Origin of the sequence: Peribacillus deserti, assembly GCF_016909175.1 — a bacterium.
GTDB lineage: Bacteria > Bacillota > Bacilli > Bacillales > DSM-1321 > Paraperibacillus > Paraperibacillus deserti.
In genome coordinates this window covers 22,165-42,855 of sequence record NZ_JAFBFI010000018.1, presented here as the reverse complement: position 1 = coordinate 42,855, position 20,691 = coordinate 22,165, and the positions used below count along the sequence as shown (strand labels likewise).

The following is a 20,691-nucleotide window of genomic DNA, read 5'->3' as shown; positions in this document are numbered from 1 at the left end:
ATGATATTCAAGTCTTTATTTGAATAATAAAAATGTTAAGCGGGATTGTAATGCTATATGGGCTATCTTATAATAAAATAACCCAAAAAATGGAGGGATGAGGGGTTATGCTGGACGAAGAAGATATTAACGATGAGATAGATGAAGAAACTTTATTTTTAGTAACTCAGACGTTTAAAGCTCTGTCGGACCCTACCCGGCTGAGAATTCTCCATTTATTGTTTAAAGGAGAGTACTCGGTTAACGGGATAGCTGAAAGTCTTTCCCTGCTGCAAAGCACAGTTTCTCATCAGCTCCGATTCTTAAAAAATCTGCGTCTGGTTAAATCTAGAAGAGAAGGTACAACCATTTATTACTCTCATGATGACGAGCATGTTATGGATATATTAAAGCAGACTATTGAGCATTCAAGGCATACTTAAAGAAAAATTCATTACAATTCATAAAAAAATGCACCTCCAATTGTCAGTTGTGTCTAACAATTGGGGTGCAGTTCAGAAAAGCACTGTTTTTCGTTTGCAGTCTATTGATTTTCACTGTTTCTATCTTTTTGTCCTTTAATAATGAGAAAGAATACAAATAAGAGCAGTGCAGCAGAAAAGACTGTCATGACTGCCGCCGCTTTAAAGGGATAGACAGTAAAAGCATATATTGCCTGAATAATTCCTATAGCTAATAATACTATAATGGGAACTCTTCGCTCCATCTTTTCACCATCCTATTCTTCCAGGTTTTAAACTCCTGGTCCCCTATTAGTTTCCTTCTTCCTTAGCTGGATTTCTGCCGGAAGTGTTTCCACCAATGGTATCTTCAGCTTGCTTAGCACGTTTGATAAAGAAAGCCAGCACAAGAGCAAGCCCTGCAATAAAGACGGATACGAAGAAAGCAAAATTGATTCCTTCTAACATAGCTTTCATCGTGATTTGCTGTTTCATGATTGCCAGCGCTTCGGGAGTCGGCTTCCCTGCAGCCTGTTTCATCGCCTCTGCTGCTAATTCTTTTGCATGAGATTCTGCCCGATTAGACATAATTGTTACAAGCAATGCCGTACCGATTGCTCCTGATACTTGCTGCAGTGTATTGTTCATAGCAGTTCCGTGTGGATAGTATCTTGGCGGTAATTGGTTTAAGCCATTAGTCGAAACAGGCATCATAACCATGGACATACCAAACATACGCAGTGAGTATAAAATAATCAAATGTGTATATGTTGTTTCGAGAGTTAACTTGCTGAACATATAACTTGTTACAGTTGTAATGATCAAGCCAATGACAGCTAACATTCTGCCGCCATACTTATCAAACAATTTTCCTGTAACCGGCGACATAACAGCCATTAAAATCGCCCCTGGCAGCAGCATTAAACCCGCATCTAGCGGAGAGATTCCCCTAATAGTCTGCACATAGATCGGCAATAGCAGCATACCCGAAAACATAGCCATAGTAAGAACCATAGAAATGACAGAAGACAAAGCATACATTGGATATTTAAAAATCCTGAAATTAAGCATTGGCTGCTCTTGTCTTAGCTGACGGAAAATAAACCAGGCTAATGCAATCGCCCCAATCGTTATAGTCGAGTATACATAAGGGCTGTCCCAGCCTTTACTTCCTGCAGAGCTGAATCCATATAGAAGTCCCCCAAAACCTACACTTGATAATAGGACTGAGAAAAAATCCAGTTTAATGGATACTTTAGCCTTTTTGTCTTTGAGCATGAAAAAGCCTATTAAAACAACTACAATGGCAATTGGTGTCACAATGTGAAAAAGCATTCTCCAGTCATAATGTTCAATGACCCATCCTGATAAAGTAGGGCCTATTGCTGGTGCACCCATTAAAACTAAACCGAAAATACCCATTGCCGCTCCCCTTTTTTCTATAGGAAAGCTTGTTAGCATTACATTCATCAATAATGGCATAAGGATCGCTGAACCCCCTGCCTGGACCATACGGCCTGTTAACAAGAGTGGAAATGCATGAGCAAAACCTGCGAGAATCGTTCCCGCTGCAAATAATCCCATAGCTGTTAAGAATAAGTTACGTACAGAATATTTTTGAATTAAAAAAGCTGTGGTTGGAATCATAATCCCGTTGACTAACATAAAACCGGTAGTAAGCCATTGTACAGTCGCTGTGTCCACTTCTAAGTCCTTCATGATCGAAGGCAGTGCGATATTGAGCAGTGTATTGTTTAAAAAAGCAATAAAAGCTCCAATCATCAGGACAGCGATAATCCCGTAAGGAGGGCGACTCGTTTTATTTATTGATTGATCCATTGTTATTTTCCCCTTTATACATTCAGTTCATTTTTTTATACTCTTGTTACACATAAATCATATCTTATACCAACGGTTCAAAAATTTCAATACAAAAAAACCCGTAATTTGAGAGATTGAATAATATAAAAATATCGTGTATTATGATTTTTATACCATCAGTACAACTGAAACTACAGGTGATAATTATGAAAGACAGGAAACAGCATGTCATAAAAATGGCTCACCAGTTATTTATCGAAAAAGGGTACCAAGCTACTTCGATTCAAGATATCCTGGATCACAGCGGTATTTCTAAAGGTACGTTTTATAATTATTTTTCATCGAAAACCGAATTATTTATTGCCCTATGCAAATCAATCTTCAAACAGCTTGAACAGTACCGAAATGACTTACTTACCGGACAGGATCCTTCTAATATTGAAATCTTTGTTAAACAAATTGAATTACAGATGAAGATAAATAGAACGAATAAGTTAATTTCTCTTTTTGAAGAAGTAATCTTTTCTAATGATGCGGAACTTAAGCAATTTATGAAGCAGGGCAACTTGATGATGCTCCGCTGGGTTTATACTCGATTTATTGACATCTTTGGTGAAGACAAAAAACCCTATTTATTAGATGCTGCCATTATGTTCACAGGAATCTTAAAATCTTCCCTAAGATACGATTCTATAGCCCATGATTCAACTGGCAGCATTCCACAGGTTGTTCGTTATTGTGTGGACCGCGCAGCGGCAATGGTTGAAGAAGTTTCACAGACTGGGGATGTATTATTTCAAATTGAGACGTTGGAAAAATTGCTCCCAGACTGCCGGATTGAGGACAAATCGTATCAGCAGGCCCTGTATCAAACAGTTTCAGAAATAAAAAGTGCTCTTCCAGACAAAGAAAAGGAAAAGTCTCTCGAACTGCTGGACTTTGTACAAGATGAATTCCTGCAAACACAAACACCGCGAAAGTTCTTGATTGAAAGTGCTCTAAGATCTTTAAAAGCCGCGGAAGTATGTAACAAACAAAAACTGCAAAAGCTAGAACAGCTGGCTGCGGATTATTTTAGGCAGATCGAGCTGTAAATGGAATGATTCAAGCTTACGTACAAGATTGATAAATAAAAACTGATCTTGATCTTAGTTTTTTGCAATCAAAAAGGCGGGATACCTTTAGGTAACCTGCCTTTTTATATAGATAAAAGGTACTTCACGCTTCTTAAAGTTCAAGATGATGTTTGGCCTTACCAAAAAACAAAAACTCAGCAGGGGCAGACTTCTTTACTCTTTCTTTCTTTCATTATCTATCTAGCGCTAAATCAGTTTATTTTTCCATAATTATGGGTATTTAGTTCATATGAATAGAATATATGACTTGAATATCTTTAAAGCGGAACTTATTCGTCTGTATAGTGAATTCCTCAGATGTACAAATAAAGAAATAAAAACAGAGATCCAAAAGGATATGAAACTTATAAAAAAAGCCATTTTCTTATTATAAGAAACTTTCTAGGACAAGGAGGGAAAATGATCTGTACGGTCTTACAAAAAGGAGTTTATTGATAAAACAGCTGTGTGCATAAGAACTGGCTGCCTTTTTTTGGGGCAGCATTTTCTTTTTTGTAAATTCCCCATATTTCAAAGGTTATTTTTATGATTTTTTACGGTTTTGAGCTATTATTTATGTGATGGTCTGCCTTAGGGCATTCATATACCCTCATAAGATAGACTCATGCTGATCACTTTATGTTTGAAGACCTAAGTTAAAGATAATAGGAGAACGGAAGCCTTATGATGAAAGATTTAAATGATCCAACTTTTGTGAAATACTGCCACACTACAACTCCCATGGAAATGTTACAGGAGTTAACAAGCGGAAACATCCGAGGATTAGATAAATTAGCTTTAAGAACGCTGTCTCAGAGAAAACAATTGCCTCTAGCAGTCGTCAATGTATTATTAGTATACTTTTTTTCTACTTATGGCAATAAGGTATATGACAGAAATTCTTTGGCTCGAGTTTACGATCACTGGGCAAAAAATAATGTTCTAACCTTTTCGCAAGCAAAAGAAGCGGCGAGCATTGATATTGTAGATATATTAGAGAATAATAAATAAACCTTTAAGGATATAGATCAATTAAGTGCTGGTATGGCTGGTGGCTTACTACAAGAATACGTTAGTTCTTTTTACACATAGGGGGAAAATAGGTTGAGAATTCCAATTTTAAAAATACAAGATATATTACTTGTTTCTGTGCAAATAGAACTGGATGATCAAAGCGCTTTACAGCTGCAGGAAGATTTATTAATTAAAATACAAGAAACTGCGGCCAAAGGCATCGTTTTAGATTTAACTTCTCTAGACATGGTGGACTCATTTATTGCTAAGGTGCTTGGAGATATTGTTTCCATGTCAAAGTTGATGGGATCCACTGTCGTAATTACTGGTATCCAGCCCGCTGTAGCTATAACTCTAATTGAATTGGGGATTACTTTAAATGATGTGCTTACAGCAATGGATTTAGAAAAAGGCGTAGATCTCTTAAGGAAAGCAGTGTAAAGATAGCACTGTGTTTTTTAAAAGGCTGTTTTAAGCGGACTAAATCCGGACTGGTTTTCAAAGATGGTATTTATATTCGGTCTAAACCAAATTTGTCCATTTACCTATTACAGGCTTGTTCTAACATACGTTCGAAGCTGGCCTTTTGTATAAACTGAAAACCTGCTTTTAGCCTACATTACTGCAGGACAGAAAAAATCCTTAGAATTTTTATCTAAGCTTACATTCTTCCTGCGAATAGAATAAAGGAACAGCCTTATTCCTGTCTAAGCGGAATAAGGCTGTTTAGTCCGTATTATAATTTGCTCTATTTACTCAGCAGTTCTATTAATAAGGGCTCTAAATAAACTTCTGAGTAAAGATCATACAACAAGTGGATTTCTTCTTGTTCCTGCTGTGTAAAAAGTTTTTCCGCTGGTAACGAAAGATTGTCTGCTGCTGCTTTCTGATTCTAAAAGCTTGGAATGATCTTCGCTAGAATGCATAAAAAATGTCTACTTAAGCAGTTACGGCAACTAGAATTTTACCCTTATTAATATCTTCCTCATATTCACGAGCCTCATCTTCATTTAATCCAAGTTCTTGAAGTGCTTTCGATAAACCCCCAGCGTTAGTTGCAAGACCGGCTACTGCTCCACCAAGTATGGTAAAGATTGGACCAGCGGCTAAAATGGGGCCAATTCCAGGGATTGCCAAGTAGCTTAGGCCGAGAAATAATCCAGTTAATCCTATTGCTCCACCAGCCGCTGCTCCTGCAACTAACCCATCTGTTTCTTTAGCTTTAACCTGATCGGCGGAAGGTCCCAGACCCTCGATATTTTTTGCAACAATAGAAATTTCTTTCATACTATAACCTTTGCTCTGTAAATCCTTTACCGCTGCTTGTGCTTGTTCCTCATTTTCGTAGATGCCTATTACTCGTTTCTCCATAATAATTTGCTCCTTTTACCTATTCTCTTCTTTTTATACCCTATCTAGGAGCTTTCAATCAGGCAAATCCTCTCTGATATCTAAGTCACAAACGTGCCCCTTTCTTACTTATTACAGTAATTTTGTGTTCCTCATTTTCCCTAAGGATAAAGTTTATCGAATATACCAGAAACAAGTAATTTTTGATTGTTCCGAGTATCACTCGATCATTGTTTTTTCAACATATTTTCATGAGAGTGCTGTAATAAAGTTTCAACCTCTATCGTTATGGTACGGTTTCATGAAGCCTGGCATAGTTCTTTCCTCAACAGGTAATTCAACGATTGCACTTGCTGCGTGGATTATTGGAGGGGTTATTACTCTGGCAAGCGGGTTAACCATTGCTGAAGTAAGTGTACGAATTTCCCAAAACGGATTCTGTTGGATTTACAAAGTACCGCTATATCCCCTAACGCCGATTGTGGCGATTCTTGGTGTGCTTTACATCGTGGGAAGTTCATTGATGAACAGTCCTTTCGATGCACTCTTATCTCTGGCGGTTACTTTAATAGGCCACCCATTTATTTTAAAGTAAAAGCTAAAAACAAAATCGCAGGACCAGATAAGAACCGGAATATTGACATTTAACTTCATTAAAAATAAAAGAGGAGCAGCCGCTAAATGGCTGCTCATTTTTGTACCTGTACCGAATTTCTTTAATTATCATCCAGCCTTAAAGGATTAGTTTTATAATAATCCCGTTATTTGCAGTAATTGGCGAAGACCTTCAAGAGCAAATATCCCTATAAATCTATATGCAATCAAAGCAATAATAGGCGATAAATCCAGCATACCGATAGGAGGGATAAAGCGCCTAAAGATATTTAAATATGGGTCGACTAGTTTCTTAATCCATATACCTGCCTTTGTGGCGTAAAATTGAGGAAACCATGAACCAAAAATAGAAATTAAAATGACCCAGTAATAGATATCATAGATATACTGTCCGATTTGTAAAATGATAGGTCCCAATATTTTTCTTCCCGTCTATTAAGAATTTTTGCTATTAATTACTCTCTTCATTGAACTATACGTTTTATTCTGAGAAAGGTTTCATATAATGTTTTTAGAATCAGCACTTCATTATAAAAGCCCGCATGACTGCTCAGAGACCTGCTAAATTCACAAGTTAGTAAGTGAGAGCAAGTGATCATTTAAAAAAGTCATGAACACAGGAGTCCTGGAAGTTCAATAAAAATGAAAGAAAGGGCCAATTAAGACCTTTTTTAATTTAATTCTAATATTGGTTATGCCATTATGTGTGTGAATGATGCGGGTACTAAGAGAATGAGATTTAGAGCTTTACTCTCTGAAGACGTAATGCATTCAATACTACCGAAACTGAACTGAATGCCATAGCGGCACCCGCAAGCCATGGAGCCAGCAGGCCAACGGCGGCTATAGGGATCCCGATGACGTTATATGCAAAGGCCCAAAATAAATTTTGCCGGATATTCCGTATCGTTTTTTTACTTATAAAAATGGCATCAGCAATATTGTTTAAATCGCCGCTGATTAATGTAATATCAGCAGCCTCCATCGCTACATCCGTACCAGTTCCCAGCGCCATTCCTATATCTGCCGCAGCAAGTGCCGGAGCATCATTAATTCCGTCGCCAACCATTGCCACTTTCCTGCCTTCACTCTGAAGCTTTTTCACTTCCTCCGCTTTACCCTCAGGCAGAACTTCAGCAATAATCGAGTCAATCCCAGCCTCTTTACCGATCGACGCTGCTGTCCTTGAATTATCACCCGTTATCATGACCACATTCATACCTAGATCCTTTAATCGCTGTATTGCCTCTTTCGATGTTTGTTTTATGGTATCGGCTGCTGCAATCATGCCGGCATATTCGCCGTTAATGGAAACAAGCATTGCAGTCTTCCCATTGTTCTCGAGATTCTCCATTGCGGCCATTGCCCCGCTAATATTAATATTCTCGCGCTGCATAAGCCGGCGGGTGCCAATCAAAATCATTTGGTCATCCACGGCCGCTCTTACACCATAGCCTGGAATGGCCTCGAACTCTTGAGCTTCTTTAAGAGTTATTCCTCTATCTCTGATCCCCTGAATCATTGCCTGAGCCAGCGGATGCTCTGATTGGTTTTCAGCCGCTCCGACGATGGATAAAAATTCCGTTTCATCCCATGCATCTGCAATCACATCTGTTAATTGAGGAGCCCCCTTTGTTACCGTTCCTGTTTTGTCCAGTACCACTGTATCTATTTGGTGGGCGGCCTCAAGATGTTCCCCGCCCTTAAATAGAATTCCAAACTCTGCAGCTCTGCCAGAACCGGCCATGACGGAGGTAGGAGTTGCAAGTCCCAAGGCACAGGGGCAGGCAATTACGAGAACGGCAATTAATTTTTCAAGAGCATCGCCAAAATCACCCGGATTGATCAAGATGAACCAGATCAGGAAAGTAAGAATCGCAATACCTACAACAATCGGGACAAAAATGCCGGAAATCTGATCAGCCAGCCGTTGGATAGGAGCCTTAGAGCCCTGAGCTTCTTCGACCACCTTAATAATTTGGGAGAGAGCAGTGTCTCTTCCGACTCTTGTTGCTTTTATTTTTAAGGAACCATTTTTATTGAGAGTTGCACCGATTACTGTATCGCCTGCCGTTTTATCAACGGGCACACTTTCACCTGTCAGCATAGATTCATCAAGGGCAGAACGCCCTTCAATAATTTCTCCATCCACAGGAACTTTTTCACCAGGCTTGATTAGTACGAGGTCGCCGACTGCTACTTCTTCAAGCGGTATCTTATTTTCAGTTCCATCCCTCAACACTCGTGCTGTCTTAGCTTGAAGGCCCATCAGCTTCTTAATTGCTTCAGATGAGCGTCCCTTCGCTTTTGCTTCAAACAGTTTTCCTAATAATATTAACGAAATCAGAATAGCACTAGTTTCAAAGTACAGTTCAGTCATATGGGCATGGGATCCGATCGATTTAATCGCCTGGTAAAGACTATAGAAATAAGCGGCTGAGGTTCCGAGCGCTACAAGAACGTCCATGTTCGCACTCTTATTTCTTAATGCTTTAAACGCTCCGACATAAAACTGCCAGCCAATGATAAATTGAACCGGAGTTGCCAGGACAAGCTGTACCCATGGATTCATTAAAGCTTTAGGAAGAAAGATGAATTCCAGGAAAGAAAAATGGCTGACCATCGCCCATAGCAATGGCAAAGACAAAATAGCTGAAACAACCAATTTTGTCTGCTGCCTCTTAAATTTCTTACCCCGATAATCAATATCCTCATTTTCTTCTGTCGGAATTGCGTTATAACCGAGTTTTTGTACTCGCTTAATGATGTCCCCTGTATTGATAAGGGAAGGATTGAATTCTACTGTTGCCTTTTCTAATGCCAGATTCACGCTCGCTTTGTTTACACCTTCTAATTTATTCAGAGCTTTTTCAATCCTTGAAGAACATGCAGCACATGTCATACCAGTAACGTCAAATTCCTTCTTCTCCGTTACTATCTCGTATCCAAGTCCTCTGATTTTCTTTTGAAAGTCATCCTCGGAGACAATCTTGGGGTCATATGTTATTTTTGATGATTCCAGAGCTAAATTTACGTTAGCATCTTTCACACCATCCATTTTCTTGAGCCCTTTCTCAATTCTATTCGCACAGGCCGCACAAGTCATACCCGCAATCTGATAATTAGCTTCTTTTACTTCACTGTTCATATCCATCACCTCACATAGGGGTAGGGGGTATAATTTATAGTTAAAGATAACGTGCTCCCCCGAGCACGTTTACCTTGCATTATTTCTCAACATCATATCCCTGGTCATCTATGGTTTCTTTTATTTTATCAAGTGTTACCTGTTCAGGATTAAATTCTACAGCAACTTCGCCTTCATTTAGATCCACTAACACTCGTTCTACACCGGATAACTCTCCGACACTGCCTTCAATAGCCTTTATACAATGATTACAAGACATTCCCTGCACTTTTAATAGCGTCTTTTCCATGGTTCTTCTCTCCTTTTATTTCTTCATTAATTTTTCTATGGTTATTAACACTTCATCTACGGCCTCAGAGTCACCCGCATTAATTCGATCGACAATGCAGCTTTTTAAATGGCCTTCCAAGAGGATTTTTGCCACACTGTTCTGCGCCGACTGAGTAGAGGCTATTTGAGTTATCACATCATCACAATAAGTATCTTTTTCAATCATACCTTTTATTCCGCGGATTTGTCCTTCAATCCGATTTAATCTGGTAACTAAATTTTTTTTCATTTCACTGGAATGATGGCTTTTTCTTTCTTCAGCAGGATTTGCACAATGATCATGGCTTAAATTGGTATCCATTTATCCGCCTCCTTGACTATAGCATATTATACCCCCCACCCCTATGTAAAGAGATATTTTTTTAAATGTTTAGCTCTGTTAAACCTGCCTGTTGATTGCAGCGAAGGGCACTCCCTTTCCGCGGGCGGTCCGGGAGCCTCCTCTCACGTTTACGCCTGCGGGGTCTCCCTTGACCCGCTTTTCCCGCAGGACTCTCGCGCCTGCAGCGAAGATTAACATAGTGCAAATAACAATGGACTTTAACATAGCCAAATGTTTAAAAGAATCCTGTGTTGTTCATTCCATTACATAGTATGGTACGTCTATAACTTGTTTTATAACTCATATGCGTGCTTTTCGTACTCTTTTCTTTTGTCAAAGCGGCCCTTTAGCTGCATTTGTAATATGGAGTGGTTACCAGTCCATAAGAATTGTCTATTGGACTTACAACACAGCTGAAAAAAAGACGTTATCCATTGTGATAACGTCTTTTTATTCCTCTATTATTAAGCAACTAAATTTCTGCATTGATCTGCACATTCAAAGCAAGCCTCTGCACACCTTTGACAATGGTTATGTTCATGTCGATTACATTCATTTCCACAAGCTTCACAAATGGTCGCACATACTTTAGCTAACTCTGAAACAAATGGGGTGCCTTTACTTAATGCTTGTTCAAAGTAAGCACAGAAATCAGCACACTCTCTATCCAATCGAATACACTCCCTCATCATTTCAACATGGTCTTCCATGAGACAAGCATCAAAACAATGATTGCAGGCAGCCATACAATCATGAAGTGACTGAATAAGTGATTGATATTTTTCGTATGACATCATTATCCTCCTTTTTTGCTCTCTATAAATTAATAACCTGTTTGTGAATTCCTAAACGTTCCTTATTATACCTATTGTGTTTGAACCCTTTATCGGGGCTTCTAGTCCATTTTATTGGGACTTATTAGAAGTCGTGGGGATTTCTAGCATATTCACTCTCCATGTATAAAAGGGCGCTGTAGTGGCACCCACGAATATCCCGCAATATGGCCTGCTTAAGAAAGGCAGGACTTAAACGCTGCCCTTTCGCTACAAAGGTTGCCATCCGCCTTCAGGGTAAAATATCTTTTCTTTTGCTTGTATGATGGACAGACTATATTATTAAGGATGGGGATAACATATTTATATTAATCCATTCAGGGTTTGGAGGAAGTACTTTGAATAACGAATTGAAATTACTAGGTGAAATGATTTTAGAAAAAAAGTATGAAATCGCCCAAACCATACATTCTGACAGATTGTCTGAAACGAAAATGTCCGAAAGTGAAAAAAGGGAGTTTCAACAAATAGAAGCACATATTTTAGATATTCGGGCGAACTTTATTAGTTTGTTTGGTGAAGCATTAATTGAACATGTAGACAAGGAAAAAGCCTTTGAAAAAATATTTAAATGGGGTAAGGAAACAGGGGAGTACTTTTATAAGCTGGGAGTACCGCTCGATGAAGCATTAAAAGATACGAGCTTTTACAGAACCTATATATGGAGGGCTATTGAGAAGGAAGCCACATCTCAAAATATGTCTGCATCGACCGTATTTGATGTTATCCATATTATTGATCCCCTCTTAGATCGAGCAGTTTATTGCTTTAGCCTTACATATGTGGAATATCATCAAAAAACGCTGGAAAACGCGAAAAATGCGTTTATGGAACTCTCAGTGCCTGTTGTTCCTCTGACAAAAGGAGTAGGCGTTCTCCCGTTAATCGGCAACTTAGACACAGAAAGAGCTCATTTATTAATGGAAACAACACTTAACCGCTCAGGTGAACTTAAACTATCACATCTTATTATAGATGTGTCTGGTGTGCTGATTGTGGATACGATGGTAGCTAATCAACTGTTTAAGGTAATCGATGCCTTATCTTTAACTGGTGTTAAAACTATCATTACCGGAATCCGCCCAGAGGTTGCCCAAACCATGGTAAGTATCGGATTAAAGTTAACGGATATACAGACAAAGGCAAGCCTTCAGCAAGCATTCGATGAAATACAATTAATGAAAAATTTATAAAAGCGTTGAATGGATTGGTACAATCTGCCCTTTTAAAAAAGAAGTGAAGTCCTTTAGGTTTTAGAACTAAGGGACTAATTCCTTTTATGCTGCCTTCTTTGTTAAAAATGAGGATCTGATATATAGTGGCACTTCTATTTATCTTATATACGGTATTCGAGAAAGGTTTTCTTGCTGAATAGACCATTAAATGTATCCTTTTTTTTATCAAAAGGCTGTTTTCGAAAACTTTGTTGCTATCATCAAAACAAATTGAGTTGTTGATTGCAACGAAAAGGATGCTCGCTTTCCGCGGGGCGGGCGGTGAGCCTCCTCGTCGCTTAAGCGACTGTGGGGTCTCACCTGATAGAAAAGCGGAGGACGGTGCTTTTCACGACTAACTTAATTGAGACAAAAGGAGATACTCTCTATTTATGAAGTAGAATTACACTAGAAAAGCAGACACCTGATAAAGAAGACTTGCTGACTGGCGAGCGTTAGCGAAGACAAAAGCTTAGTCGCCCTTATGCGTTAGCCAGGCATAAGACAAGCGGCAGCGAAAGGCGCTTTTTGCCTTTTGATGGCGGATTGGCTTATGACCGAAGGTGTCAGTCCGGAACTGGACAATACCCGATGCTCCCGCAGGAGTCTCGCACCTGCAGCGAAGATCAACTCTTTATCAACTATTTTGGAATCACAATACCAGTTAAAAGCAACAATCTTTTAGAAAACAGCATATCAAAAATAGATTGTACTTGAAAAAAAGTAACAGTGTATTCTTAAGCGATACACTGTTACTTTTTTTAGTCCGCTGCCCTTCTTTATTTAGCTAAATCTATTGCCGGCCCGAAAAACTCATAATGAATATTTGAATTTTGGATTCCTAAGCTTTTTAACCCGCCTACAATGGCTCTTAAAAATGGTACTGGCCCACACACATAATAATCAGCATCATCGCTGATTACATTCTCCTGCAGCCATTCGGTGTCAATATAACCTTGTTTATTAAAATGAATGTCTTTTTTATCTTCCTCGGAGGGATTCTCAATTATGAAAGAAAGTTCTAAGTTAGTCATTCTCTCCTTCAATAGTTTTAATTCACTATTAAACGGCTGAAGTTTTCCAGTTCTTGAGGCATGAACAAACTTCACCCCACGTTCGGGCTGTTGATCTGCGATAGAGTTCACCATACTCATAAAAGGTGTAATCCCTACTCCGCCGCTTAGAAAGACTACAGATGATTCCTTTCTATTTATAATAAAGTCTCCTGCCGGAGCAGTGCTTTCAATAGAGTCACCGATATTAATGTTATGGTGTAGATAATTTGAAACCTTGCCTTCTGGAGATTGCTCTTCTGCTTCTCTTTTGACGGATATTCTTAGATATTCTTTATTTGGAGCAGCGGATAAGCTATATTGACGATTAGATAAATACTCATCACCGGTTACACGAACTCTTACCGTGATATATTGCCCGGGTTGAAATTCAGGTAAAGCTATTGAATCAACCGGAGTTAGATAAAAGGATGTAATAACTTCACTTTCTTTTACTTTGTCTATTACTTTAAATGATTTGTAATCTTCCCAGGCTGCTTCTTTTGCTTCCTCATACATTTCTTTTTCAATATCAATAAACACTTGAGCGATTACTCCATATGCATCTGCCCATGCCCCGATTATTTCATCTGTTGCTGCATCTCCCAGTACTTGTTTGATTGCCCCAAGAAGATGTTCCCCTACGATAGGATAATGCTCTGGTTTAATCATAAGGCTTCTGTGCTTATGAGCTATTTGCTTTACAACCGGAATAATGGTTTCAAGCTTATCGATATAAGTTGCTGCAGCTAATACAGCATTTGCCAGAGCTGTCTGCTGGCGGCCCCTCTTCTGATTCGTATGGTTAAAAATGTTTAATAATTCGGGATGATTTTCAAATAGATTTTTATAAAATACAGTTGTAATTTCGGTTCCTTTCACTTCTAGAACTGGAACAGTTGATTTAATGATTTCTATTGTTTGTGAAGATAACATAAAATTCCCTCTTTTCATAAAAGTAATATCTCAAATACATCTTTATAATAGGATTTTCCTCAATAAAAGACAATGAACAAATTGTGATTATATAAAGTAAGTTTTGTAACTTTTTTAAAAAGTTCACATTTGATATGATGGATTCAGAATGGTTGGAGAGGACAACGTTATGCGATTAACTTATTACTCAGATTACTCATTAAGAGTATTAATATATCTAGCATCCCATGACAGTGAGAAATTAAGCAATATAAAGGAAATAGCCGAGGCTTATCATATATCTAAAAATCACCTTATGAAAATCATCTATAACTTAGGAAAGATGGGGTATATAACAACCATCCGCGGCCGAAACGGAGGCATCCGGTTAGCTAAAGACCCTTCGGATATTAACATAGGGACCATCGTACGTAAAACAGAGGAAGATTTTTACCTGGTGGATTGTTTTGGGCCAGACAGTAACTGTGCAATCACACCTGTCTGCTCTTTAAAGCACATTTTAAATGCTGCTCTTGAAAGCTTTCTGAAGGTCCTGGATGGGTATACACTTGCGGATATTGTTCAAAACAAGTCTATTCTGGCAGATTATTTTTCTTAGAACAGAACTGAATCTTAAGCCTAATCCTTCCCTTATTTCTTTAAGAATTAAATGGTAAAAGAATTGCTGTCAGCTGCATCAGTTCTTTTTATACTCATATATACTCCCCGTCCCCCTTTAAATTATATACCTTTCCAGCTGAGAAAGATTTCGGTGGCTGAATAATGAAAACAATTTTGGTTGTAGATGACGAACAAAAAATTAGAGATGTAATTGCTTCTTACTTAAGAAAAGAGGGCTTCCGCGTAATAGAAGCAGCGAGTGGAACAGGAGCACTAAACATCATTCATAAAGAGAGACTTCATTTTATCGTGCTTGATTTAATGCTGCCAGATATGTCAGGAGAGGAAGTCTGTCAGAATGTTAGGCGGCAGTTTGCCACTCCAATTTTAATGCTTACTGCTAAAGTGTCGGTAAATGACAGAATTCATGGGCTTTCTATTGGTGCAGATGATTATTTGGTGAAGCCTTTTAGTCCGCGTGAATTAGTGATGCGTGTAAAGACCATTCTTAGGAGGTCTAATAATGATCTTCTTTTGGCCGAAACGATTTCATTTAATAATGGGGAACTTGTCATTGACAGTGCTAAGCAGAAGATTCATTTAAACGGAAAACTGGTTGAACTTACTCCAAGTGAATACAAACTGCTGCTGGTTCTGGCTAAATATCCACAGCGGACTTTTACAAGAGAAGAATTGGTGGAGTATGTTCTGGGCTACGACTTTGATGGAGAAGCAAGGATCGTTGATCAGCATATAAAGAATCTTCGCCATAAAATTGAAATTTATCCAAAAGACCAGACTATTTGCTTACGGTTTATGGGGTCGGATATAAGTTTTCAGGTGAACGGCAATGAGAAAAGGACTGCACGCACGCCTGGCTTTCCATTTTACGCTCACTGCTTCTGCCGTTTTAATATTGACCAGCATTGTTTACGCACTGGAAATTCATTATCACTTTTCAATGTTCCAGCATGAAAGCTCCCTAAATCAAAAAATGGACCCGCTAAGTACCCATCTTGAGCGGGCGTTGCTTGAGTCCATCCTCATTACAGCCATTGGAGCTGTAATTCTTGTTTTTATTGTGAGCTTTTATGTAGCAAGAAAGCTCTCAAGTCCTCTGCTGGAAATGAAGAAAGCAGCGGAAAAAATGGCCAAAGGTCAATGGAAAACCCGTGTATCGATTTCAGGAAATGACGAAGTAAGTGAGCTGGGGCAATCTTTAAACCAATTGGCATTTGAACTAAATCAGCAAGATATAGCCCGCAAAAATATGACGGCAGATATCGCTCACGAACTGCGAACACCGCTTGCCACACTAAAAAGCCACATGGAAGCATTTGAAGATAGGGTTTGGGAACCTACGCCTGAACGGCTGAGTGCATGCACAGAAGAGATAAATCGTCTAATTCTGCTGATTCAAGATTTGGAACAGTTAAATACAATGGAGTCGCCTGACTTTAAAATAAACATTCAGCCAAACGATCTAAAGGAAGTCATTAAACAATGTGCAGCTTCCATTCGGGGAGCTTATCTTCAAAAGAATATTCAGTTGAACCTAGAATTCTCTGGAGAGCTGGACTTTTCTTTCGACGTAGAACGAATGAAACAAGTTTTCCTCAATCTATTATCAAATTCCCTTAAATATACAGAGCCTGGCGGGGTGGTAAGTGTTTTGGCTCATAACGAGGAAGACTCTATGATAATCCAGGTTAAAGACAATGGGGCTGGCATGAAAAAAGAGTTCTTAATGAAAGCATTTGATCGTTTTTACAGGGAAGATAGTTCCCGCAGCCGTCGTACAGGCGGGAGCGGTCTCGGCTTAGCCATTGTAAAACGCCTGGTAAAATCTCACCATGGCGAAGTGTGGATCGAAAGTGTGGCAGGGAAAGGTACAACCGTTTCAATAAGTCTGCCTAAACGGAAGCAATAATGAAACGGCTCAGAACCCTGAGCCGTTTTTTTATTGCTTTTTATACTGATTGTGACGGTCTTTCCACCTTTTAACACCACTTTTTTCACTTTCCTGGACTATTAGGATTAAAAAAGTCATTCATCTTCATAAGTTCTTCAAAAGTGAAGGGTAAACTGGCTTCATATTCCAAAGGAGGTTTACATCTAAATGAAAAAACAATTGGCTGTCCTCAGCACCGCAATCATTTTCGCTCTGAGCGGATGTGGAAACAATACAAACCACGAAAATGAGAATAAGGATTCGTCACAGGAGGAAATGAACCATTCTGATATGAACCATTCCAGTTCTGGGGAAGTTCCTGAAGGGTTAAAAGAAGCAGTAAATCCAGCTTATGAAGCCGGCACCAAGGCGACCGTTAAATCTGACCACATGGAAGGAATGAACGGTGCTGAAGCCACGATCTCAGGTGCTTTCGATACCACTGTCTATGCGATTTCCTACACTCCTGCAACGGGCGGCGAACGAGTTACTAACCATAAATGGGTTATCCACGAAGAGATAAAAAATGCTAGAGATAAACCTTACAAATCTGGAGAGGAAGTGACGTTAAAAGCAGACCATATGAAAGGCATGAAGGGTGCAAAGGCGAAAATCGATTCTGCCCAGCAGACGACCGTATACATGATTGATTTCACCCCGACTACCGGCGGCGAAAAAGTCAAAAATCACAAGTGGGTAACCGAAAGCGAGCTCTCTGACAGCGGTCATTAATAAATTTTTTCTGCTCAGATAAACTGATATAGCCGAGCTAAACTTTAACATTTGCTCGGCTTTCATTAGGGACTTAATGAAAATTGCAATCTTTCTTTTCCAGGTGCTAAAAGTGAAATGAATTTTTTTGTACCTATTATAGAAGCGGATTTTCGCATTTTGTTAACCGGCAGACGGGTAAACACAACCAACGGTGTTCCATTGAATAAGATATTGAAATACAAATATCACGGAGTGACATACATGTGTTTTACTAATAATGTAATCGAACAACGGGCTAACAAAATAAGTGAGGAAATACGAAAGCGTACCATATATCAGTTCATAAAGGCAGTTTCTTCAAGCGGCAGTAGTCCATTTAATACTAAGGTGATTCTTAAAGACAGTCATGGAGTACTGTATTCTGTGGAAACAAATCTTAATGGGTTAAGATTTGCTACCGGTGAACTAACTTATAAAGCATACAAGCAAATTCAAATGAAAGAAACTGTACAGGGGTTTGGCAGCTTTATGGTTATAATATCTTCATTTTTAATCATGATGTGGGCATTGGCCCGATATATGGGAATATAAAAGGAGATAAGCAGGATCGTTTGCCGCCGCTAAGGTCCAGAGTCAAAGTTTCTATGCTGGGCTGGATTTTAGGATCAACTTCCACGTCATCTTTATGTGGGCTTATCCAGAGCCAGTCCTACTCTTGGCTGTCCTCACCCATAGCCTGTAAAATAAACGCGAATGTTCCTGGCATTATACTTACCGACATTTGCTTGAGTATATCCCGGTCCTCGATTATTGATATTCATAAGATCTTTCCTCCCCTATCTATCCATTTACCCTTCTATATTCCTGATCGATTTCTTCTAATGTTGTTACGTTGTGAAAAATTCCTGTTTCTGTTAACCTGGCCTTGAGCCTTGGCTGTGTGTCTAACGAATTAGTCATCTAAAAAAAGATCCTTCAATCTCGATGGACTGAAGGATCTTTCGAAAAAAATCTTAGTTAAAATCAATTCTAATGTTTTTAGCTTTACTGATTGTTTTTTGTTTTTCATCTAGAACATCACTTGTTGTAATATCAATCCAATTAAGTCCAGGAGAGGATTTCTCCACAATGAACCCAAGCGCTCCCTGTTTTGACCCTTTTGGCTCTATTTTACCGCCTAAATATTCAATGTAAAAATCATCCTCAAATACTTTTTTCTCCCCATTGCTTGTATTTATATGGGCTACTGGTCCAAAGTGAACGGTTTTTTCTGTTTTATTAACTAGCTCTACTTCAACTTTGACAAACTGAAAATCTTCATAATGTTCCGTATAAGCGTGAAAATAATCCATTAGAGAGTAAGTCGGCCTATTGTGGATGAGTTTCACATTCTTAATTTTCATATCTACAGATCCAAGGTTGATCGTTTTGTTTAGAGAATTTATACCTTTTAAGGTCATTTCGCCTTTTTCATCTTCAATTGCCTGCCCAGCTTTCAGCAGCTTAGTGTCATCTGTTACCTGAGGATTTGGTACATAAATATCAGACAAAGATTTAGCCCTGTTTTTTTCTTTAGAAGGTGCTTCTTGTGCTGTTTGTTCCTGTTTTTCTTTTGCTTTTGCTGCGGAAGGGTTAGAAATCTGTTCGCTGCTGCAAGCAGATAACAATGCGGTTATTAGTAATAGCGGAATGATTTTTTTCATGAAATAAAAATCCCCTTCTATCTTGGAGTTAATTGTGAGCCATATTTCGTTCAATATTTTAAAAAGTAATCCCGTTGAACTTGAATGCCCAACGGGATGTGTAATTTTTGTTTTATTTGCGTTTAAGAATGTTAAAGATATTTTTCGCCTGATCTGTGTTTTCAATATTGCCAGCAAATAAGTCGCTGCCAGGTCCATATGCATATACGTTTACATCCTCACCTGTATGGCCGCCGGTAGTCCATCCAGTTACAGAACGGATATCATAAACAGCTTCAATTGCGTTATCAATATCTAAAACTTTTTTAGTTTCAGCTGCTTTTTTTACAGATGCAATTTCTTCTGGTTTTAATTCTAGGCCACTGTAAGATTTAAGTGTTTCCTCTACATCGGCACCTTTTGCAATTTGCTCAGCCATGAAGTCTGGTGTGCGTTTTGCAGCTGCAACAGGAGCCCCGAACCAATTGTAGTCTCCTCTTGCCCCGATTGAATAACCGCCAGTAGAATGGTCAGCAGTTGCGACAACCAGCGTGTGCTTGTCTTTCTTAGCAAACTCGATAGCTGACTTATAAGCGCTCTCGAAATCTTCCATTTCACTCATGGCTGCAACTATATCATTATCGTGCCCAGCCCAGTCGATTTGGCTTCCTTCTACCATTAAAAAGAAACCATCTTTATCTTTACTTAACTTTTTCAAAGCAGTGTTTGTCATATCTTTCAACGACGGCATAGAAGCTTCACGGTCAATCATTTTAGGCATACCGCCTTGTGCAAACAAGCCTAATGTACGAGAATTAGTGTCTTTTAACATCTCTTCTTTATTCGTTACATACGAGTATCCGTCTTTTTTAAATTCTTTTGTTAAATCACGGTCTGCACGTACGAAATTGCTTAAACCGCCGCCAAGCATAACATCTATTTTATGCCCGCCTTTAATCATTTCATCGTAATAATCATCCGCAATCGCGTTCATGTTTTTACGGCTGACATCATGCGCTCCGTATGAAGCTGGTGTAGCGTGAGTGATTTCTGAAGTGGCAACTAATCCTGTAGATTTTCCATTTTCTTTAGCCGCTTCAAGAACTGTTTTTACAGAAGAACCATCATTGTCCACACCGATCGCAGCATTATATGTTTTAATTCCTGCAGACATGGCTGTTGCAGCTGATGCTGAGTCAGTAACATTTTGATGCGGATCCTCCGGGTACGTTTTTTGCTGCCCTACTAAATGCTTATCAAATTCTGTCTGCTCAACTTCTTTAGTGTTGGGGTTATCCTTTAAATAACGGTAAGCAGAAGTATAGGAAACTCCCATGCCATCCCCAATTAAAAATATTACGTTTTTAATTTCGGGAGTATTCTCTTTTTTTCCTTTTGCCAGGGCGTCATGATTTGTGAAAGTGGCAAACAGGGACCCTAACGCTACTGTAGATAAGACTGCGACTGGTAACAGCTTCTTTTTAAAGTTTGTTTTTAACAAGGGATAACCTCCTGGAGTATTGTAAATTTATAATCTATTTATAGCTTAGAATA

The 20,691-nt window shown here is 38.9% G+C and carries 20 protein-coding genes and 2 pseudogenes; 11 read left to right on the top strand and 11 right to left on the bottom strand.

The annotated features are described in order from the left end of the window. Nucleotides 1–107 precede the first annotated feature (107 nt). On the top strand, nucleotides 108–422 hold the full coding sequence (locus JOC77_RS17055; RefSeq protein ID WP_204545763.1) for an ArsR/SmtB family transcription factor: 315 nt from the start codon (nucleotides 108–110) through the stop codon (nucleotides 420–422). A 101-nt stretch (nucleotides 423–523) separates the two neighbouring features. Here the strand turns inward: JOC77_RS17055 and JOC77_RS17050 are convergent, their stop codons facing one another. Continuing rightward, a complete protein-coding gene (locus tag JOC77_RS17050; protein WP_204545761.1) occupies nucleotides 524–706 on the bottom strand; it encodes a hypothetical protein in 183 nt (60 codons plus the stop codon). A gap of 46 nt (nucleotides 707–752) precedes the next feature. Next, nucleotides 753–2,279 carry a DHA2 family efflux MFS transporter permease subunit gene (locus JOC77_RS17045; RefSeq protein WP_204545759.1) on the bottom strand — a complete coding sequence of 509 codons (1,527 nt, stop codon included), beginning with the start codon at nucleotides 2,277–2,279 and terminating at the stop codon, nucleotides 753–755. Between the two features lie 188 nt (nucleotides 2,280–2,467). Here JOC77_RS17045 and JOC77_RS17040 point away from each other — a divergent pair, with 188 nt between their 5' ends. The 3 genes from JOC77_RS17040 (at nucleotide 2,468) to JOC77_RS17030 (ending at nucleotide 4,831) form a co-directional block, all read left to right on the top strand. Then, on the top strand, nucleotides 2,468–3,355 hold the full coding sequence (locus tag JOC77_RS17040; RefSeq protein ID WP_204545756.1) for a TetR/AcrR family transcriptional regulator: 888 nt from the start codon (nucleotides 2,468–2,470) through the stop codon (nucleotides 3,353–3,355). Between the two features lie 705 nt (nucleotides 3,356–4,060). Continuing rightward, entirely contained in the window at nucleotides 4,061–4,387 is a 327-nt protein-coding gene (locus tag JOC77_RS17035) for a hypothetical protein (protein WP_204545754.1), read from the top strand. A 93-nt stretch (nucleotides 4,388–4,480) separates the two neighbouring features. Beyond that, nucleotides 4,481–4,831 (top strand): STAS domain-containing protein, encoded by a 351-nt coding sequence (locus JOC77_RS17030; protein WP_204545751.1) that lies wholly within the window; start codon nucleotides 4,481–4,483, stop codon nucleotides 4,829–4,831. A 498-nt stretch (nucleotides 4,832–5,329) separates the two neighbouring features. Here the strand turns inward: JOC77_RS17030 and JOC77_RS17025 are convergent, their stop codons facing one another. Further along, nucleotides 5,330–5,761: a general stress protein gene (locus JOC77_RS17025; protein WP_204545748.1), complete on the bottom strand. Its 432-nt coding sequence runs from the start codon at nucleotides 5,759–5,761 to the stop codon at nucleotides 5,330–5,332. Between the two features lie 277 nt (nucleotides 5,762–6,038). Here JOC77_RS17025 and JOC77_RS21880 point away from each other — a divergent pair. Beyond that, nucleotides 6,039–6,206: pseudogene (locus JOC77_RS21880) on the top strand (serine/threonine protein kinase); the annotation flags it as partial. Nucleotides 6,207–6,487: 281 nt separating this feature from the next. On the opposite strand, the gene JOC77_RS17015 reads toward JOC77_RS21880, so the two are convergent. From JOC77_RS17015 to JOC77_RS16995, 5 genes are all read right to left on the bottom strand, one after another. Further along, a complete protein-coding gene (locus JOC77_RS17015) occupies nucleotides 6,488–6,772 on the bottom strand; it encodes a YggT family protein (RefSeq protein ID WP_239558852.1) in 285 nt (94 codons plus the stop codon). Nucleotides 6,773–7,094: 322 nt separating this feature from the next. Further along, the gene (locus JOC77_RS17010; RefSeq protein WP_204545747.1) at nucleotides 7,095–9,503 is read right to left on the bottom strand and encodes a heavy metal translocating P-type ATPase; all 2,409 of its coding nucleotides are present in this window, start codon (nucleotides 9,501–9,503) and stop codon (nucleotides 7,095–7,097) included. 79 nt (nucleotides 9,504–9,582) lie between these two features. Further along, nucleotides 9,583–9,792 (bottom strand): copper chaperone CopZ, encoded by a 210-nt coding sequence (gene copZ / locus JOC77_RS17005; RefSeq protein WP_204545744.1) that lies wholly within the window; start codon nucleotides 9,790–9,792, stop codon nucleotides 9,583–9,585. A 15-nt stretch (nucleotides 9,793–9,807) separates the two neighbouring features. Beyond that, the gene (locus JOC77_RS17000) at nucleotides 9,808–10,134 is read right to left on the bottom strand and encodes a metal-sensitive transcriptional regulator (RefSeq protein ID WP_204545742.1); all 327 of its coding nucleotides are present in this window, start codon (nucleotides 10,132–10,134) and stop codon (nucleotides 9,808–9,810) included. Between the two features lie 485 nt (nucleotides 10,135–10,619). Then, on the bottom strand, nucleotides 10,620–10,949 hold the full coding sequence (locus JOC77_RS16995; protein ID WP_204545740.1) for a four-helix bundle copper-binding protein: 330 nt from the start codon (nucleotides 10,947–10,949) through the stop codon (nucleotides 10,620–10,622). Nucleotides 10,950–11,326: 377 nt separating this feature from the next. Here JOC77_RS16995 and JOC77_RS16990 point away from each other — a divergent pair, with 377 nt between their 5' ends. Continuing rightward, nucleotides 11,327–12,181: an STAS domain-containing protein gene (locus JOC77_RS16990; RefSeq protein ID WP_204545738.1), complete on the top strand. Its 855-nt coding sequence runs from the start codon at nucleotides 11,327–11,329 to the stop codon at nucleotides 12,179–12,181. A gap of 800 nt (nucleotides 12,182–12,981) precedes the next feature. Here JOC77_RS16990 and hmpA read toward each other — a convergent pair. Further along, complete coding sequence (hmpA, locus tag JOC77_RS16985; RefSeq protein ID WP_204545736.1) at nucleotides 12,982–14,190, bottom strand: NO-inducible flavohemoprotein; 1,209 nt, start codon at nucleotides 14,188–14,190, stop codon at nucleotides 12,982–12,984. Between the two features lie 169 nt (nucleotides 14,191–14,359). On the opposite strand from hmpA, the gene JOC77_RS16980 reads away from it, so the two are divergent. From JOC77_RS16980 to JOC77_RS16960, 5 genes and pseudogenes are all read left to right on the top strand, one after another. Then, a complete protein-coding gene (locus tag JOC77_RS16980) occupies nucleotides 14,360–14,788 on the top strand; it encodes an RrF2 family transcriptional regulator (RefSeq protein ID WP_204545734.1) in 429 nt (142 codons plus the stop codon). A gap of 164 nt (nucleotides 14,789–14,952) precedes the next feature. Then, nucleotides 14,953–15,644, top strand: a pseudogene (locus tag JOC77_RS16975) (response regulator transcription factor). Continuing rightward, nucleotides 15,641–16,720: a sensor histidine kinase gene (locus tag JOC77_RS16970; protein ID WP_204545733.1), complete on the top strand. Its 1,080-nt coding sequence runs from the start codon at nucleotides 15,641–15,643 to the stop codon at nucleotides 16,718–16,720. The pseudogene JOC77_RS16975 and the gene JOC77_RS16970 overlap by 4 nt, the downstream one beginning before the upstream one ends. 189 nt (nucleotides 16,721–16,909) lie before the next feature. Continuing rightward, nucleotides 16,910–17,473, top strand: a complete 564-nt coding sequence (locus JOC77_RS16965) for a YdhK family protein (protein ID WP_204545730.1) — start codon at nucleotides 16,910–16,912, stop codon at nucleotides 17,471–17,473. 117 nt (nucleotides 17,474–17,590) lie between these two features. Further along, nucleotides 17,591–18,046: a hypothetical protein gene (locus JOC77_RS16960; protein WP_204545727.1), complete on the top strand. Its 456-nt coding sequence runs from the start codon at nucleotides 17,591–17,593 to the stop codon at nucleotides 18,044–18,046. Between the two features lie 422 nt (nucleotides 18,047–18,468). On the opposite strand, the gene JOC77_RS16955 is transcribed toward JOC77_RS16960, so the two are convergent. Both JOC77_RS16955 and JOC77_RS16950 read right to left on the bottom strand, forming a co-directional pair. Continuing rightward, nucleotides 18,469–19,158, bottom strand: coding sequence for a membrane lipoprotein lipid attachment site-containing protein (locus JOC77_RS16955; RefSeq protein ID WP_204545724.1), 690 nt, complete (start codon nucleotides 19,156–19,158; stop codon nucleotides 18,469–18,471). Nucleotides 19,159–19,270: 112 nt separating this feature from the next. Next, nucleotides 19,271–20,638 carry an alkaline phosphatase gene (locus tag JOC77_RS16950; protein WP_204545721.1) on the bottom strand — a complete coding sequence of 456 codons (1,368 nt, stop codon included), beginning with the start codon at nucleotides 20,636–20,638 and terminating at the stop codon, nucleotides 19,271–19,273. Nucleotides 20,639–20,691: the final 53 nt, after the last annotated feature.

Excerpts from the sequence above, each read along its gene's own strand:
- JOC77_RS16970 (WP_204545733.1), top strand. The coding sequence starts at position 15,641 with ATGAGAAAAGGACTGCACGCACGCCTGGCTTTCCATTTTACGCTCACT.
- JOC77_RS17025 (WP_204545748.1), bottom strand. The coding sequence starts at position 5,761 with ATGGAGAAACGAGTAATAGGCATCTACGAAAATGAGGAACAAGCACAA.
- JOC77_RS17040 (WP_204545756.1), top strand. The coding sequence starts at position 2,468 with ATGAAAGACAGGAAACAGCATGTCATAAAAATGGCTCACCAGTTATTT.
- hmpA (WP_204545736.1), bottom strand. The coding sequence starts at position 14,190 with ATGTTATCTTCACAAACAATAGAAATCATTAAATCAACTGTTCCAGTT.
- JOC77_RS17055 (WP_204545763.1), top strand. The coding sequence starts at position 108 with ATGCTGGACGAAGAAGATATTAACGATGAGATAGATGAAGAAACTTTA.
- JOC77_RS17000 (WP_204545742.1), bottom strand. The coding sequence starts at position 10,134 with ATGGATACCAATTTAAGCCATGATCATTGTGCAAATCCTGCTGAAGAA.
- JOC77_RS16965 (WP_204545730.1), top strand. The coding sequence starts at position 16,910 with ATGAAAAAACAATTGGCTGTCCTCAGCACCGCAATCATTTTCGCTCTG.
- JOC77_RS17050 (WP_204545761.1), bottom strand. The coding sequence starts at position 706 with ATGGAGCGAAGAGTTCCCATTATAGTATTATTAGCTATAGGAATTATT.
- JOC77_RS17045 (WP_204545759.1), bottom strand. The coding sequence starts at position 2,279 with ATGGATCAATCAATAAATAAAACGAGTCGCCCTCCTTACGGGATTATC.
- copZ (WP_204545744.1), bottom strand. The coding sequence starts at position 9,792 with ATGGAAAAGACGCTATTAAAAGTGCAGGGAATGTCTTGTAATCATTGT.
- JOC77_RS17035 (WP_204545754.1), top strand. The coding sequence starts at position 4,061 with ATGATGAAAGATTTAAATGATCCAACTTTTGTGAAATACTGCCACACT.
- JOC77_RS16960 (WP_204545727.1), top strand. The coding sequence starts at position 17,591 with ATGAATTTTTTTGTACCTATTATAGAAGCGGATTTTCGCATTTTGTTA.
- JOC77_RS17010 (WP_204545747.1), bottom strand. The coding sequence starts at position 9,503 with ATGAACAGTGAAGTAAAAGAAGCTAATTATCAGATTGCGGGTATGACT.
- JOC77_RS16995 (WP_204545740.1), bottom strand. The coding sequence starts at position 10,949 with ATGTCATACGAAAAATATCAATCACTTATTCAGTCACTTCATGATTGT.
- JOC77_RS16955 (WP_204545724.1), bottom strand. The coding sequence starts at position 19,158 with ATGAAAAAAATCATTCCGCTATTACTAATAACCGCATTGTTATCTGCT.
- JOC77_RS16980 (WP_204545734.1), top strand. The coding sequence starts at position 14,360 with ATGCGATTAACTTATTACTCAGATTACTCATTAAGAGTATTAATATAT.